Annotated in this window: 13 protein-coding genes, 3 tRNA genes and 1 pseudogene; 10 read left to right on the forward strand and 7 right to left on the reverse strand. The window is 65.2% G+C overall.

Features of this window, described 5'->3' with window-relative positions:
* Nucleotides 1-6 precede the first annotated feature (6 nt).
* Complete coding sequence (locus IFT60_RS16700) at nucleotides 7-789, forward strand: OmpA family protein (RefSeq protein ID WP_192053639.1); 783 nt, start codon at nucleotides 7-9, stop codon at nucleotides 787-789.
* Nucleotides 786-1511, forward strand: coding sequence for a penicillin-insensitive murein endopeptidase (locus tag IFT60_RS16705; protein WP_192053544.1), 726 nt, complete (start codon nucleotides 786-788; stop codon nucleotides 1509-1511). Before IFT60_RS16700 ends, IFT60_RS16705 begins: the two co-directional genes overlap by 4 nt.
* On the opposite strand, the gene icmH is transcribed toward IFT60_RS16705, so the two are convergent.
* The 3 genes from icmH to tssJ all read right to left on the reverse strand — a co-directional run bounded on the left by icmH (nucleotide 1498) and on the right by tssJ (nucleotide 4242).
* Entirely contained in the window at nucleotides 1498-2262 is a 765-nt protein-coding gene (icmH, locus tag IFT60_RS16710) for a type IVB secretion system protein IcmH/DotU (RefSeq protein WP_192053546.1), read from the reverse strand. The two genes, IFT60_RS16705 and icmH, sit on opposite strands and share 14 nt — an antisense overlap.
* A complete protein-coding gene (gene tssK, locus IFT60_RS16715) occupies nucleotides 2259-3620 on the reverse strand; it encodes a type VI secretion system baseplate subunit TssK (RefSeq protein WP_374001071.1) in 1362 nt (453 codons plus the stop codon). Before tssK ends, icmH begins: the two co-directional genes overlap by 4 nt.
* Nucleotides 3621-3681: 61 nt before the next feature.
* Nucleotides 3682-4242, reverse strand: coding sequence for a type VI secretion system lipoprotein TssJ (gene tssJ, locus IFT60_RS16720; RefSeq protein WP_192053551.1), 561 nt, complete (start codon nucleotides 4240-4242; stop codon nucleotides 3682-3684).
* A 191-nt stretch (nucleotides 4243-4433) separates the two neighbouring features.
* Here tssJ and IFT60_RS16725 point away from each other — a divergent pair, with 191 nt between their 5' ends.
* From IFT60_RS16725 to tssA, 7 genes are all read left to right on the forward strand, one after another.
* Nucleotides 4434-5009, forward strand: coding sequence for a tetratricopeptide repeat protein (locus tag IFT60_RS16725; protein WP_192053553.1), 576 nt, complete (start codon nucleotides 4434-4436; stop codon nucleotides 5007-5009).
* A 46-nt stretch (nucleotides 5010-5055) separates the two neighbouring features.
* Complete coding sequence (tssB, locus tag IFT60_RS16730; protein ID WP_192053555.1) at nucleotides 5056-5556, forward strand: type VI secretion system contractile sheath small subunit; 501 nt, start codon at nucleotides 5056-5058, stop codon at nucleotides 5554-5556.
* A complete protein-coding gene (gene tssC, locus IFT60_RS16735; RefSeq protein ID WP_229510933.1) occupies nucleotides 5557-7059 on the forward strand; it encodes a type VI secretion system contractile sheath large subunit in 1503 nt (500 codons plus the stop codon).
* Between the two features lie 29 nt (nucleotides 7060-7088).
* Nucleotides 7089-7580: an Hcp family type VI secretion system effector gene (tssD, locus tag IFT60_RS16740; protein WP_192053557.1), complete on the forward strand. Its 492-nt coding sequence runs from the start codon at nucleotides 7089-7091 to the stop codon at nucleotides 7578-7580.
* Between the two features lie 75 nt (nucleotides 7581-7655).
* Nucleotides 7656-8156 (forward strand): type VI secretion system baseplate subunit TssE, encoded by a 501-nt coding sequence (tssE, locus tag IFT60_RS16745; protein ID WP_192053560.1) that lies wholly within the window; start codon nucleotides 7656-7658, stop codon nucleotides 8154-8156.
* Nucleotides 8157-8193: 37 nt separating this feature from the next.
* Nucleotides 8194-10854 (forward strand): type VI secretion system ATPase TssH, encoded by a 2661-nt coding sequence (tssH, locus tag IFT60_RS16750; RefSeq protein WP_192053562.1) that lies wholly within the window; start codon nucleotides 8194-8196, stop codon nucleotides 10852-10854.
* 9 nt (nucleotides 10855-10863) lie between these two features.
* Complete coding sequence (gene tssA / locus IFT60_RS16755; RefSeq protein ID WP_192053564.1) at nucleotides 10864-11871, forward strand: type VI secretion system protein TssA; 1008 nt, start codon at nucleotides 10864-10866, stop codon at nucleotides 11869-11871.
* 69 nt (nucleotides 11872-11940) lie between these two features.
* Here the strand turns inward: tssA and IFT60_RS16760 are convergent, their stop codons facing one another.
* The 4 genes from IFT60_RS16760 to IFT60_RS16775 all read right to left on the reverse strand — a co-directional run bounded on the left by IFT60_RS16760 (nucleotide 11941) and on the right by IFT60_RS16775 (nucleotide 13187).
* Nucleotides 11941-12516 carry a phasin family protein gene (locus IFT60_RS16760; RefSeq protein WP_192053566.1) on the reverse strand — a complete coding sequence of 192 codons (576 nt, stop codon included), beginning with the start codon at nucleotides 12514-12516 and terminating at the stop codon, nucleotides 11941-11943.
* A gap of 209 nt (nucleotides 12517-12725) precedes the next feature.
* Nucleotides 12726-12810 (reverse strand) — tRNA-Leu (locus IFT60_RS16765).
* A 134-nt stretch (nucleotides 12811-12944) separates the two neighbouring features.
* A tRNA-Leu gene (locus tag IFT60_RS16770) sits at nucleotides 12945-13029 on the reverse strand.
* A 73-nt stretch (nucleotides 13030-13102) separates the two neighbouring features.
* Nucleotides 13103-13187, reverse strand: a tRNA-Leu gene (locus tag IFT60_RS16775).
* 351 nt (nucleotides 13188-13538) lie between these two features.
* Between IFT60_RS16775 and rnr the strand changes: the two are divergent.
* A pseudogene (gene rnr / locus IFT60_RS16780) lies at nucleotides 13539-15756 on the forward strand (ribonuclease R); the annotation flags it as partial.
* Between the last annotated feature and the right edge of the window lie 525 nt (nucleotides 15757-16281).

Here is a 16281-nt window from a genome sequence, read left to right on the forward strand (position 1 = left end):
ATTGTCATGGCCGCCATCCTGCTGGCGGCGGGCGTGGCGCAGGCGCAGGTGCCTTCGCCACCGGCAGCCGTTCCGGCCACTGCGCTGGCCGCAACGACGGCGCCGATCGTCGTCGCCGGCACGGTGGCCGACGAAGCCGCCAAGGCGGCACTGCTGGCGCGCCTGCGCGCGGTATATGGCCACGAGCGCGTGGTCGACCAACTGGCGGTCGGTACCGTGGCGACCCCGGCCAACTGGAACGACTACGTCGGCCGCCTGATCAACCCGAACCTGAAAATGATCAGCCGCGGCCAGCTGAAGGTCGACGGCAGCACGGTCAGCCTGCGCGGCGACGTCGCCAACGAGGCGCAGCGCCAGCAGATCGCCGGCGACATCGCCAACAGCCTGAACCCGACCTACACCGTCAACAACGGTTTGCGCGTGGCTGCCTCCGAGCAGAGCGTGCTCGACGCCGCGCTGGCCAACCGCATCATCGAATTCGAGTCGGGCAAGGCGGCGCTGACGCCATCCGGCATGGCGATCCTCGACCAGATGAGCGAAGCCTTGAAAAAGCTGAACGGCATCAAGGTCGAGGTGATCGGGCACACCGACAACGCCGGCTCACGCGCCGGCAACCTGTCGCTCAGCCAGGCGCGCGCCGAAGCGGTCAAGACCTACGTCGCCGCGCACGGCATCAAGGCCGATTCGATCGCGGTGTCGGGCGAGGGACCCGACCGGCCGGTGGCGGATAATCGTACAATCGATGGCCGCGCACGTAATCGGCGCATCGAATTCAAGGTTGTCCAATGACCGCAGGCCCAGGCAAACGACACTTCCACCCTCTCTTCCTCCTTCTCTGCCTTGGCGCCGCGCCGGTACAGGCCAGCACCTGTTACGGCCGCGTCGCCCAGGGCAGCATCGCCGGTGCGGTCGTGCTGCCGGGCACCGGTCCCAATTTCGAAGCGTACAGCCAGCTCGGCGTGCGCCTGGGCCGCACCTTCGTGCACGAACGCGTGCGCGACGTGATCGACGATGCATATGCGGCGCTGGCGCAAGGACGGCCGGGCACGCGCTACGTCTATGGCGAGACCGGCCTCGCGGCGGGCGGCAGGATGCGCCCGCACCGCACCCACCAGAACGGCCTGTCGGTCGACTTCATGGTGCCCGTCCTCGACGGCCGCAACCGCTCCGTGCCCTTACCCGCGTCGCTGACCAACAAGTTCGGCTACGGCCTGGAGTTCGATGCGCAGGGCCGGGCAGGCGCGCTACGCATCGACTACGACGCGCTGGCCGCACATTTGCACGCCCTGGCCGAAGCAGCGCGGCGCCACAAGGTCGGCATCGCACTGGTCATCTTCGATCCTGCCCTGATGCCGGGATTGTTCAAGACCGCGCACGGCGAGGCCCTGCGCAAGCTGCCGTTCATGCAGGGCAAGCCGTGGATCCGGCACGACGAACACTATCACGTGGATTTTGCCGTCCCGTGCGAGCCGCTCCGCGAGGGAGCGGCCGCCAAGGCTAGGGCAGGGTGATCGTCACGTTCGCTGCGCGCGGCGGCAGCTTGACGAGGTCGTTGTAGCTGGCCAGGGCCGTCGTCGTGTCGCTCGAGAGCTTGGCGCGAAAGCCGACATAGGCCCCGAGGCCTGCCAGCGCGAACACCGAGAGCAGCACCCACAGCGACAGGTCGCTGCGCAGCGTGTTGGTGATCTGGTCGGGACGTTCGGCGTGCGGTGCGAAGCCGCGGTTCTTGCCGCGCATGCGGGCGATCTCGTCGCCCAGGCGCGCCACCAGGTAGTTCAGCTTGTCGTGGCCGTCGAGCGCGTAGCGGCCTTCGAAGCCGAGCAGCAGGCACATATGGAACACTTCGAGCGCCTGCAAGTGCACGCTGCCTTTGGCGCGCAGGTCTTCCAACCGGTGGAAGAAGTGTTCGCCGGCGAGCTGGTCGCCGAACACACGCAGCTGCAGCGGGCGCGTTTCCCAGGCTTCGCGCACCTCATAGTTCGAGCGCAGGATGATTTCGTCGACCGCCGAGCAGAAGGCATACTTGGCGGCGGTGACGTCTTCGGCGGCCACGCCGATGGCCTTGGCGTTGCGGTCGACGTCGCCGAGGAAGGCGGTCATGTGGTCGGCGAAGGCGGCCTTGTCGTGCGGGCCGCAGCCATTCTTCAGCAGGAACAGCGCATAGAAACCTTCGTACATCAGGTCGACCAGCGATTGCGGTGCGCTGCCGGCGGCGCCGCGCGACGGCGTGGGTGCGGTGCGGCGTTCGACGAGGGCGTTCATGCCGCCACCCCGACCAGGTCGAGCTGCAGGTCGCGGATCCCGTTCGGCACGTAGATCGAGATCGCCTGGGCCTTGAGCATGTTTTCGTATAACACGCCCCTGTTCTCGAGCGCGAAGTAATGGGTGTCTGGCCGCACCGGCAGCGCCGCCGGCACCTGCGGCGCATGGACCAGCTTCACGCCAGGCAGCGCCGAGAGCACGAACTTGTCGACGTCCTGCGGCGCGCCGAGCTTGAAGCGCAGCGGCACCACGTCGATCAGCTGCACGGCCGGCATGTCGGCCGACACGGCGAGATACAGCATGGTCTGGCCGTTGATCTTGCCCGAGTCGAGCGCGCCGACGTGGTAGGACGGGCGCTCATTCGACAGCGCGATCGAAAAGTAGCGGCTCGAGACGACGGTATCGAGCAGGTCGCGCAGGATCGCATCGAGCCGCGCGAACGCCGGACCGGGATCGAGGTGCGAGTAGGCCGGCAAGTCTTCGAGTTTATAGTTGCGCGAGTAGGCCATCAGGCCGCCGGCCAGCATCAGCATGTCGCCGAACAGGCGCTCGGGGTGCAGCTCCGGATGGTGCAGGTAGTGCGACAGCGCCGCATAGCCGCTGCTGGCCGTGTGCAGCAGCCAGAACGAGGACATGTCGCCGCCGCGGATCTCGACCACGTTGCGGCTCGGCTCGCGCATGTGGCCGTACAGCGCATTCACCTTGGCCAGCAGCTTTTCCATCAGGCGCGCGACGGCGCTGTGCAGGCCGGGCGCGCCGTCGATCGATACGCTCGGGGCGATGAAACCCGGGTCGACCTCGAAGCCGCCGGTGGCCACGCGGCGCAGGCGCACCAGCGGAAAACTCTCGTACGCCGCCAGGGCGTCGACGTCGGACACCAGGCGCACGGTCTTGTTCAGGTAAGTGACGCCGGCGTCGGCGGCGTGGGTGAACAGGTCCTGGGTGTCGCGCTCGTGCTGGACAAAACGGGCGTCGTCGCGCCGGGCGTCGCCACGCTCGGCGTCCATCTCGCCGCAGTTTTCGCCATGGGGTTTGAGCGCCGGCAGGGCGGCGTGGAAGGTGATCGACTGGGTGGTGGGGGGCAGGGCGCCGAGCTTGACCTGCAGCGGCAGGGCGTCTCCCTCGGGCGCGCGGTAGATTTCGCCATCGGGGAAGACCAGCGATAGCGCGTCGATGCGCAGCAGGTCGCTGGCCAGCGCCTCGTGGTCGATTGCGAGTCGGCGCACGCCCCAGGCGTAGGGATGCAGGGCGCGCGCGGTCTGGTTCAGGCGCGCCTCGTGGTAGCGGTCCTGCTGCTGGAAATGCTGGGGGCGCAAAAACAGCCCTTCGCCCCACAGCAGTTTCGATGGCATGTTCACTATGTCCTCGCGAAGAATGTTGACAGGAAAAAGTTGAGCTTGCTGGAAGGGCGCCGCGCCTCTATTGACAGCGCACAGAGCCCGGCGCCATGGTCGCCGCCGCGCTCGGCTTGGCTCCCGCGCCGGGTGACAACGCGCAGGCTTGCACCGCTACGTTGACGCCCGCGCTTTCAGCCTCGGTGGTGGCAAAGGACATGCGCCAGCGCTGCGGCGCCGGCGAGTGAAACAGCGCCACGATGCCGACGTAGGCCGCTTCGCGCGGCAGCTTTTCGACCGTGTCGTAGCGCTGGCCGGGCACCAGCGTCACGTCCTTCACCTCGAGCAGGTCGGCGCCGAAGGCTTCGCGGTCGCGGCCCGGGGTGAGAAAGGTGGCGTAGGGGGCCGCGTCGAAGGCGGCGTTCTGGCGCAGGGTATAGATGCGCGCGACCACGGCCAGCGGCCGACCGCGGGCATCGACATTCAGTTTGGGAGCGGCGTGCAGGCGCAGGGCGACGTTGCGCGGTGCTTTCAGCTGCTCGGCCTGGGCCGCCTTGCGTGCGGCATCGCCTGCGCAGCCGGGCAGGGCAGCGAGGAGCAGCGACAGACAAAAAGAGGACAGATAAAAGGAGGGAAGGGCGGGCATCAGATTCTTGCCTTTCGTAAATAACGCAAACGCCCATTTAACAGTAACGCCGCGCATGTCTTCTGCGCCGGCGCAAGGACCACCGCCTTCGCACGCCGAAACGTCGAGATGTTCCATTATTGACTAGGCGCAACTCTCGTGAAATTGCTTCCCGAAATAATGGCGGCTGGTTCAACGTTCTGGAGACCGAAATGATGTTCACACGACTGATGCCGGCCATGGCGTGCGTCGCCCTGCTGACTGCTTGCGCCGCGCCCGGCGAAGGGTCGGCCAACGTGCCGAAGGCAACGATGGAGGCGTCCATGGCCGCGGCCGACGCCGCGATTGCCGCGGGCGATCCCGCCAAGGCTTACGCGCTGCTCAAGGGCGCCGGCCAGGCCTTCCCGGCCGACAAGACGCCCTGGGTGCGCATGGCCCAGATGCGCTTCGACAGCAAGAGCTATGGCGAAGCGATCGTCGACGCACTCGAAGCGATCGAGCGCGATCCGGACGACACGATGGCCAACAGCATCGCCGCCGTCAGCGGCTTGCGCGTGTCGAGCAAGGCGCTGGGCGAGCTGACGCGCAAGAGCCGCCTGAGCGGCAACGTCAAGACCGAAGCCGAAGAGCTGGCCAAGCTGTTGCGCACGACCCTGAACGAAGACACGCTGGTGGGGGGGGGCGGAAAGAAACCCGCGCCGCGACCGAAGCCAACGTCGACAACAACTGCTGCCGCCCCTGCGAAATCCGGTTCCGGCGCGAGCGACCCGTTCGGGGCGCTCAAATAAATCTCGCGGGCCGGCGTCCGCCGGCCTGTCATCCCTTGGAGCAGCCATGGCTAAAAGTGAAAGCGTCCAGAAACGCTTGCAGAAGGTGCGCGCGCCGCGTGTGCAGATGACCTACGACGTCGAGATCGGCGACGCCATCGAGAACAAGGAATTGCCCTTTGTCGTCGGTGTGCTGGGCGACTTCGGCAACGACCCGAACGCGGAAAAGAAGCGCCTGAAGGACCGCAAGTTCGTCAGCGTCGACGCCTCGAATTTCGACGAAGTGCTGGGCGGCGTGGCCCCGGCCGTACAGTTCCGCGTCGAGAACCACCTGTCGGAAGAGGGTGGCCAGTTCGGCGTGCAGCTGCAGTTCCGCGAGATGGCCGACTTCCGGCCCGAGTCCGTGGTGCAGCAGGTCGCGCCCCTGAAGGGGCTGCTGGAAGCGCGCACCAAGCTGGCCGACCTGCGCAACAAGCTGGCCGGGAACGACAAGCTCGACGACATCCTGAGCGAAGTGCTGGGCAACACCGAAAAGCTCGAAAGCCTGCGCAAGACGGAGGGTAAATAAATGGCGGCGATACTCGAACAGGCGGTGCAGCCTGCCCAGGAACATGGAGTGGCACCTGAGCTCGACAACTCCCTGCTCGACCAGATCGTCGAGCAAAGCCGGGTGGCCGCGTCGCCCAGCGAACATGCGCGCGCACGCGACCTGATTTCCGAACTCGTCACCCAGGTGATGTCGGGCACGATGGTGGTGTCGAACAACCTGTCGGCGATGATCGACGCGCGCCTGGCGGAACTGGACCGCATGATCTCGACCCAGCTCTCGGCCGTCATGCATGCGCCCGAATTCCAGAAGCTCGAGCGCAGCTGGACCGGCCTGCAATACCTGGTCAAGAATTCGTCGACCAGCACCACGCTGCAGATCCGCATGTTCAACGCCAGCAAGCGCGAACTGGTCAAGGATTTCCAGGCTGCGGTCGAATTCGACCAGAGCACGCTCTTCAAGAAGATCTACGAAGAGGAATTCGGCACCTTCGGCGGCGCGCCCTATGGTTCGCTGGTGGGCGACTTCGAAATGAGCCGCCAGCCCGAGGACATGTACTTCCTCGAACAGATGTCGCACGTGGCTGCGGCCAGCCATGCGCCCTTCATCACCTCGGCCGCGCCCGAACTGTTCGGCGTCGACAGCTTCGGCGACCTGGGCAAGCCGCGCGACCTGGCGAAAGTATTCGACACCGTCGAATACGCCAAATTCAAGGCCTTCCGCGAATCGGAAGACTCGCGCTACGTCGGCCTGACGCTGCCGCGCTTCCTCGGGCGCCTGCCGTATAACCCGGTCGACGGCATGACGGTCGAAGGCTTCAATTACGTCGAGGACGTGGACGGCACCGACCACAGCAAATACCTGTGGTGCAACGCCAGCTACGCGTTCGCCTCGAAGCTGACGCGCGCGTTCGAAGACTACGGCTGGTGCGCGGCGATACGCGGCGTCGAGGGCGGCGGCCTGGTCGAGAACCTGCCGACCCACACCTTCAAAACCGACGAAGGCGAGGTCGCGCTCAAATGCCCGACCGAAGTGGCAATCACCGACCGCCGCGAAAAGGAGCTGTCGGACCTCGGCTTCATCTCGCTGGTGCACTGCAAGAACACCTCGTACGCCGCCTTTTTTGGCGCGCAGTCGGCGCAAAAGGCCAAGAAGTACAACAACGAGGCGGCCAACGCCAACGCGATGTTGTCCTCGCAGCTGCAGTACATCTTCGCCGTCTCGCGCATCGCCCACTACATGAAGTCCATGATGCGCGACAAGATCGGCAGCTTCGCCGCCGCCTCGAACGTCGAGGATTACCTGAACCGCTGGCTCACCCAGTACGTCCTCCTGGACGACAACGCCAGCCAGGAACAGAAGGCGCAGTTCCCGCTGCGCGAAGCGAGCGTGCAGGTGTCCGAAGTGCCGGGCCGCCCCGGCTGCTACCGCGCCGTTTCCTTCCTGCGCCCGCACTTCCAGCTCGACGAATTGTCCGTTTCCCTCCGACTGGTCGCGGAGTTGCCGCAGTCGACCAAAAGCTGATTTCCAAACCAAACCAGGAGTAAGCAAACATGGCAATTGACGTATATCTGCAGATCGATGGCATCAAAGGCGAGTCGATGGACGACAAGCACAAGGACTGGATCGAATGCACCTCGGTGAACTGGGGCGTGAGCCAGCCGCGTTCTGCGACCGCGTCGACCGGCGGCGGCCACACGGCCGAACGTTGCGAGCACAAGGAAGTCGTGTTCACCAAGCTGGCCGACCTCGCCTCGCCGATCCTGCTGCAGACCTGCTCGGCCGGCAAGACGATCCCGAAAGCGAAGCTGGAATTCATGCGCGCCGACGGCCAGGGCGACCGCATCAAGTACTTCGAGATCGAGCTGGAAAACGTCCTGATCGGCGCCATCATGCCGACGGTCGAGGAAGGCTCGATCATCCAGGAGAAAGTCGGCCTGAAATTCTCGAAGATCAAATGGAAGTACACCCAGCAAAAAGTCACCGGTGGCGCCGGCGGCAATACCTCGGGCGGCTGGGACCTGGCGACCAACAAGATCGCCTGATAGCACCAGAAGAACAGCCCTGGTACGCCGCCCGCGCGGTGCTTCGCCAGGGCATCCCATCCCGCAGGAGACCCCATGAAAGGCTTCACCCCCGGCCTGCTCGACCGCCTGATGGACGAGCGCGCCCAGGCGGGCGGCGCTTCCATGACCGCGCAAGGCTTGACGATCGACCAGATCAAGGACCACGTGGCGCGCGACCTGGAAGCCTTGCTCAACACCCGCGCCGCGCTGCCGGCCGCGCTGTTCGACCACTTTCCGCTGGCACGTGCCTCGATCCTGAATTACGGGCTGGTCGATTTCGCCGGCTTTTGCCTGAGCAGCGACGAAGACCGCGCCGCGATCTGCGCCAGCCTGACCCGCGCCATCGAAATCCACGAGCCGCGCCTGAAGGAAGTCAGCGCCAGCCTGGAATTCGTGGAGGGCAGCGTCAACCGCCTCGACTTCGCGATCCACGCGCGCCTCGAGCTCGATGCCGGCGGCGACAGCGTCGACTTCAGCGCCGTGCTGCAGCCCTCGTCGCTGCATTACGCGATCAGGAAAACGGCGCGGGCACGCACGCCCGGCGGCAAGCGCTAGCGCATTCACCGACACCGACACAAAGGACCCGACCCGCATGGACATCAATCTCAAGACCCTGATCGGCAAACTGAACGACGCCACGCGCACGGCGGCCACGCGCGCGGCCAACATCTGTGTCGGACTGGGACAGTACGAAGTCGATATCGAACACCTGTTCCTGGCACTGCTCGAGCAGCCCGATTGCGACGTGGTGGTCGCGGCGCGCGCCTGCGACATCAGCCTGTCCCGGCTGGAAAGCGACCTGCGCCAGGAAGTGGCGCGCTTCGCCTCGGGCAGCGCGCGCACGCCGGTGTTCTCGAAGCACCTGCCGATGCTGCTCGAGCATGCCTGGCTGATCGCTTCGTTGGGTACCAATGGCCCGAACACGATCCGCAGCGCGCACCTGCTGCTCGCCTTGCTGACCGAACCGAGCCTGGCCCAGCTGGCCCAGCGCGCGTCAACCCTGTTCGCCGATTTCCCGCTCGAGCGCCTGAAGCACGACCTCGACAAGTTCACGCGCGGCTCGCGCGAAGCGGTGGCCCCTGCTTCCGGCGCTTCACAGCAATACCTGCCGGGGCAGGGGCAGGGCGGCGATCCGGTCGGCGAACTCGAAGCCCAGGCGGCCGGCAAGACCCCGGCGCTGGACCAGTTCACCACCTGCCTGACTGCCCGTGCGCGCGACGGCAAGGTCGATCCGGTGATCGGGCGCGACCCCGAAATCCGCCAGGCGATCGACATCCTGATGCGGCGGCGCCAGAACAATCCGATCCTGACCGGCGAAGCCGGCGTCGGCAAGACCGCCGTGGTCGAAGGACTGGCGCTGCGCATCGTGCAGGGCGACGTGCCGGAAGTGCTGCGCGGGGTCGAGATCCACACGCTCGACATGGGCCTGCTGCAGGCCGGCGCCTCGGTGAAAGGCGAGTTCGAGAACCGCCTGAAAAACGTGATCGAAGAAGTCAAAAAGAGTCCGCATGCGATCATCCTCTTCATCGACGAGGCGCACACGATGATCGGCGCCGGCGGCCAGGCCGGCCAGAACGACGCCGCCAACCTGCTGAAACCGGCGCTGGCGCGCGGCGAACTGCGCACCATCGCCGCCACCACCTGGAGCGAATACAAGAAGTATTTTGAAAAGGATGCGGCGCTGGCGCGGCGCTTCCAGGTGATCAAGGTCGAGGAGCCGGACGAGGAAACCGCCAGCGCCATGCTGCGCGCGATGGCGCCGCTGATGGAAAAGCATTTCGGCGTGCGCGTCTACGACGAAGCCATCACCGAGGCGGTGCGCCTGTCGCACCGCTACATCAGCGGGCGCCAGCTGCCCGACAAGGCGATCAGCGTACTCGATACCGCCTGCGCCAAAGTCGCGCTCGGCCAGAGCGCCACGCCGGCGCTGCTGGAAACCGTCATGCGCCGCATCGAACGCATCGACGCGCAAATTGCCGCGCTCGAACGCGAGCAGAGCGCCGGCGGCGAACACGCGGCGCGCCTGATGCAGCTGCGCGGCGAGCGCATGGCCGCCCTGACCGAACAGGAGCGCCTCACCGCGCGCTGGGAACAGGAACGCGCGCTGACCGCCGACATCGGGCGCATGCGCGGCGAGCTCGAAGGCGGCTCGATCACCGGCACGCCGGGCCTGCGCGCCGCGATCGAGGAATTGCGCGCACTGCAGGGCGAGGCGCCGCTGGTGCCGGTGCAGGTCGACGGCCACACGGTGGCGGGCATCGTCGCCGCCTGGACCGGTATCCCGCTCGGACGCATGGTCAAGGACGAGATCCGTACCGTGCTCGGGCTGCAGTCGCTGCTCGATGAACGCATCCTTGGCCAGTCGCACGCCACTGCCGCCGTGGCCCAGCGCGTGCGCACCGCGCGCGCCAACCTGGACGACCCCAACAAGCCGAAGGGCGTATTCCTGTTCGTCGGCACCTCGGGCGTCGGCAAGACCGAGACCGCGCTGGCGCTGGCCGACCTGCTCTACGGCGGCGAGCGCAAACTCGTCACCATCAACATGAGCGAATACCAGGAAGCGCACAGCGTCTCGGGCCTGAAGGGTTCGCCGCCGGGCTATGTCGGCTATGGCGAAGGCGGCGTGCTGACCGAAGCGGTGCGGCGCAACCCGTACAGCGTGGTGCTGCTCGACGAAGTCGAAAAGGCCCATCCGGACGTGCTCGAGCTGTTCTTCCAGGTCTTCGACAAGGGCGTGCTGGACGATGCCGAAGGGCGCCAGATCGACTTTCGCAACACCATCATCATCCTCACCTCGAACACGGCGTCGAGTACGATGATGCAGGCTTGCCTGAACAAGACGCCCGCCGAGATGCCGAAACCCGATGCGCTGCTCGACGCCATCCGCCCGCAGCTGATGAAGCAGTTCAAGCCGGCCTTTCTCGGGCGCCTGGTCACCATCCCGTTCTATCCGATCGCCGACGAGGTGCTGGCCAATATCATCCGCCTGAAGCTGAACCGCATCGGCCAGCGCGTGCGCGACAACCATGGCGCCACCTTCGAGTACGACGAGGTGCTGGTAAACGCGGTGCTGGCCCGCTGTACCGAAGTCGATTCCGGCGCGCGCAATGTCGATACGATCCTGAACGGCACCCTGCTGCCCGAGATCGCCGACAGCGTGCTGGCGAATATGGCTGCGGGCGGCGCGATCGCGCGCATCAAGGTCGGCGCCACCAGGGCCGGCAAGTTCAAGTACGCGATCGAGCCGGCTTAAGGAGCCGCCATGTTCAAGGTCGAACAGTGTCTCACTCCCGTCTCCGCCGCCGCCCCGTGCGGCGAGGACCTGGCGTTCTCGCCCGAACTCGACGCCATTGCCCAGGCGCGCAAGGCCGACGATCCCTCGATCGAGCAGGGCGCCTGGGTCACCACACTGAAGGAAGCGGACTGGAAGTTCGTCACCAAGCGCTGCGCGCAACTGCTGGAAACGCGCAGCAAGGATTTACAACTGGCGGTCTGGCTGGCCGAAGCGAGCGTCAAGACGGGCGGCCTGCGCAGCCTGGGCAACGCGCTGCTGGTGCTCGCCGGGCTGTGCGAGCGCTACTGGGACGACGTCTATCCGCTGGCCGACGAAGACGGCTTCGAGCGCCGCATCGGCAACCTGGGCTGGATCGCGGCGCGCGTGCCGCAGTTGGTCGCGGAATGCCCGCTGACCGAAGGCGCGGCCTTTTCGATGCGCGACATCGAGGCGGCGCGCGCGCACGGCGCCGAGGCGATCGCCAACGTCGAAGCGGCGCGCAGCCGTACCTCGAAGGCCTTCCAGGCGGCGCTGCTAGACGACGCCAACCACTGCCTGGCGGCGCTGGGGGAGCTGGAAAAAGCAGTCGATGACCGCCTCGGCGCCGATGGTCCGGGTTTTACCGCGGCGCGCACGGCGCTGCAGAACCTGGCGCACTTCGTCACACCCGCCGCCGGCGCTGCTGCCCCGTTAGCGACCGCGTCACAGGTAGCGCTGCCGATCGCACATGCGGACGGCGCCCTGATGCCGGTCACGACGGGCCTGCCGGTGTTGGCGGGCGCGATCGCCAGCCGCGCGCAGGCGCTGGGCCAGTTGCGGGCCGTGGCCGACTTCTTCCGCCGAACGGAACCGCACAGCCCGGTCGCCTACCTGGCCGACAAGGCGGCCAATTGGGGCGAGCAGCCGCTGCACCTGTGGCTGAAAACGGTGGTGAAAGATGCGGGCGCGCTGGCCCACGTCGAAGAACTGCTGGGGATCGTGAAGGAAGAAGGTTGAAATATTCTTTCATCCAATAGCCTTGGATGAAAGAATATTGCAGGGCGGCGGTGGCCGCCCTGTTGCCGTTTACTGCGCCGGCTTGTTGTCTTGCTGCGTACTGGCTTGGGCAGCACCTGGATTGAACTGCGACGACGCCTTGGCGATCTGCTCTTCGACGTTCTTGACCGCCTCGCGCGTGGCTTGTGTCACCTGCTCGTAGCCCTTGAAGGCATTGTCGATCGCGGCCTTGATGATCTCGACCGCGTTTTCCGAACCCGGCTTGACGTTTTGCGTGACGTCGTAGATCAGCGCCGACAGCGTGCTTTTCGCTTCGGCCACGTGGACGTCGGCGGCGCGGCGGAATTCGCTTTGCATCTCGTCGATGATGACTTTCATCTGGTCGCGGTACTCGACGTTGCCGGCCATGTCCGGCGTCATGCGTGCGGAGAGGGCGTCGAAGGCGGCGCGCGCGTCGCGTGCCTGGGAAAGGTCGCGGCTGGCAGCGAGCGTCTTGTCCATGGTGCTGCGGGCGGTCGCCATGTTCAGGGCCATCACCTGTTCCAGACCCTTGACCGTTTTATTGGCCAGCATGTCGAAGGTCTGCATTTGCAGGTCGAACAGGGTTTTGGTGGCGGATGCGAATTGTTCCGGACTTGTGAACATCAATGTCTCCTCGGTGTTATGAATGCTGCGATGGGCGACGTACGGCGTGCGACGCGCGGTCTAACCACCCCATTATTTAACAACGATGCGCTTTTCGCAACGGCTGTCCCGTTGAGGAGGGAGAAGAGGGACGCAACAACGCAAAACGCCGCAAACCTTTTGCAAGGATTGCGGCGTTTTGCGCCGGCCATATCGACCAGAAAAGCTTTTGGTGCCCACGGAGGGACTCGAACCCCCACACCTCGCGGCACATGGACCTGAACCATGCGCGTCTACCAATTCCGCCACGTGGGCCTACAAATACTACGGTGCTGCTATTGCCAACAACATTCCAACAATGAGTCGTGCGCTCAAGAGCACACGCTACATGCTTACAACATACCATTTACAACGGGGTACAACATATATTGCGGAGTACTGCCAGTAGATGGTGCCCACGGAGGGACTCGAACCCCCACACCTCGCGGCACATGGACCTGAACCATGCGCGTCTACCAATTCCGCCACGTGGGCATTTAGTACAGCATTACATCGACAACGGTACTGCAAAACTTCACTACAGTTACAGCGGAGTACATCCAGTAGTTGGTGCCCACGGAGGGACTCGAACCCCCACACCTCGCGGCACATGGACCTGAACCATGCGCGTCTACCAATTCCGCCACGTGGGCATTTGTGCTTCAAACCACCGAAGCTGATACAATATCAGGCTTTCCTGTTTTTCGCTAGATCAACTTTCGCTGCTCTGGCACAGAACTTCCTGCTACCGCTCCTGCTTTTCTTCCCCTCGCACATTGCTGTCGTTGCGAAAGAGCCGAGATTATAGCGGAAGGTTTGCAAAAGTCAAAGACCCGCCTGCCTCGATTCGGAGCCGGCTATATAGCCCGACCTGCAGCCCGCACCGCAGCACGCTTCGTTAGGCGAATCCCAGGGTCCTCCGTTACACTACGCCTGACAAGGTGTCAATCCAACCATCGTGCCGGGTGCTCCGGCGTTCATCAAAAAGAATTCAAGAAAACGATTTGAAGCAACCTACTCATACCATTCCTAGCCGAGAGGAAATCCTCGGTGTCTTCCGCGATGCAGGCACGTCGCTCGATGCGGCCACGCTCGCACGTGCCCTGGGCGTCAAGCCCGCTGCCGAAGAAGTCCTCGGGCGCCGCCTGAATGCGATGGAACGCGACGGCCAGATCCGTAGCGAAGTCAACGGCAGCTATGCGCTGGCGGACGGGAGCGGCTTCATTGCCGGCAAGGTCAGCGCGCACCGCGACGGTTTCGGCTTCGTCATTCCGGACGAACCGGGCAGCGACCTGTTCCTGAACGATAAGGAAATGCAGAAAGTGCTGCATGGCGACCGCGTGCTGGCGAAAGTCAGCGGCACCGACCGCCGCGGCCGCCTCGAAGGCACGATCGTCGAAGTCGTCGCGCGCGCCAATACCCACATCATCGGCCGCCTGCTGAACGAAGGCGGCGTCTGGATCGTGTCGCCGGAAGACCAGCGCATGAACCAGGACGTGCTGGTTGCCGGTTCGCCCGGCAAGGCCAAGTCGGGCCAGGTGGTCAGCGTCGAACTGATCGAGCAGCCGGCGCGCTTCCAGAAGCCGACCGGCCGCATCGTCGAAGTCCTCGGCGAACTCGACGACCCCGGCATGGAAATCGAAATCGCCGTCCGCAAGTTTGGCGTGCCGCACGTGTTTTCGCCGAATGCGCTCAAGCAGGCCAACCGCTTGCCGAACGAAGTCGTCGACAGCGACCTGCTTGATCGCGTCGACCTGCGCGACGTGCCGCTGGTGACGATCGACGGCGAAGACGCGCGCGACTTCGACGACGCCGTGTATTGCGAGCCGATCAAGCTGGGCCGTGAAGACGGTTTCCGCCTGCTGGTCGCGATCGCCGACGTCAGCCACTACGTCAAACCGAACGACGGCCTCGACGTCGACGCCATCGAACGCAGCACCTCGGTCTATTTCCCGCGCCGCGTGATCCCGATGCTGCCGGAAAAACTGTCGAATGGCCTGTGTTCGCTGAATCCGGCGGTCGACCGTTTGAGCCTGGTGTGCGACATGGTCGTCAGCAGCGCAGGCGAGGTGCAGGCTTACCAGTTCTACCCGGCCGTGATCCACTCGGCCGCGCGCCTGACCTATAACCAGGTCGCCGACATCCTCGCCGAGCCGCAGGGCGAGGAAGCCGGCCGCCGTCCGGCCATCGTGCCGCACCTGCAGAACCTGAACGGCGTGTTCCAGGCGCTGCTCGGCGCGCGCCAGCAGCGCGGTGCGATCGACTTCGAGACCACCGAAACCTATATCGTCTGCAATGCGATGGGCAAGATCGAAAAGATCATCCCGCGCACCCGCAACGACGCGCACCGCCTGATCGAGGAATGCATGCTGGCCGCGAACGTCTGCGCCGCCGACCTCTTGATCCGCCACAAGCATCCGGGCACCTTCCGCATCCACGCCACGCCGACCGAGGAAAAGCTGAACCAGCTGCGTACCTTCCTCAAGATGACCGGCCTGAACCTGGGTGGCGGCATGAAGCCGGCCGCGAGCGACTATGCCGCGCTGATGCGCGAGATCAAGGAGCGCCCGGACGCGTCCCTGCTGCAAACCATGCTGCTGCGCTCGATGCAGCAAGCGGTCTACAGCCCGGACAACGTCGGCCACTTCGGCCTGGCCTACGAGGCCTACGCCCACTTCACCAGCCCGATCCGCCGCTATCCCGATTTGCTCACGCACCGCGCGATCAAGGCGGTGCTGGCCGGCCGCAAGTACGAGCCGAAGGGCATCGACCTGGCCAAGCTGAACACGACCATGTCGAACGCCGGGCGCAAGCAGGCGGCGAAAGACAAGGCCGAAGGCACCGCTAAGGACCCGAAAGACCTGACCATCTGGGACGCGCTCGGCGTGCACTGCTCGGCCAACGAACGCCGCGCCGACGAAGCCTCGCGCGACGTCGAGAACTGGCTCAAGTGCTACTTCATGCAGGACAAGCTGGGCGAGTCCTTCACCGGCATCGTCGCCGGCGTGACGACCTTCGGCATCTTCGTGCAGCTCGACGAGCTGTACGTCGAAGGCCTGGTCCACGTGACCGGTCTCGGCGAAGATTACTTCCAGTACGACGAAGCGCGCCACGTGCTGCGCGGCGAACGTACCGGCAAGACCTTCGGCCTGACCGACCGCGTCACCGTGCAGGTGGCCAAGGTCGACCTCGAAGCACGCAAGATCGACCTGGTGCTGGCGCAGGAGGGCAGCGTGGCAGCGACGCCTGAGGTGCAGGAACAGGGCAGCGGCCGTCGCGACGACAGCAAGGCTGACCGCAACCGTTCGAACGCCCAGCCGGCACAGCAAGCGCCGCGCATCGCCGCGCAGGAAGAGGGCAAAGCTAGCCGTTCCAAGCGTTCGCGCCGCGGACGCAAGGAACGTGCGGCAGCACGCGAACTGGCGGCGCAACTGCCGGACGCAGGACAGGAAGAACCGCAGGTGCAGCCACAAACGCAAGCACAGGAACAGCCGCAATTCATCGGTAACGATGATGTGGTCGAGATGGCGAGCAAGGGCGACGCGAAGCCTTCGCGCCGTTCGCGCAAGCGTGCAGCGGCACGCGTGGCTGCCAACGAAGCAGCACTCGAGGCAGCAAGCGCCGCGGCGAATGCGAGCGGCTACGAGACCGGCAACGGCTTGACCGATGCGCAGTCCACCGCAGCCGAGGAGGCAGCCGCAACGCCGTCCCTGCTGGAAGACATCGGCCAGGAAACGGGTGCTTCGA

The organism is Massilia sp. CFBP 13721 (assembly GCF_014842025.1).
GTDB lineage: Bacteria > Pseudomonadota > Gammaproteobacteria > Burkholderiales > Burkholderiaceae_D > Telluria.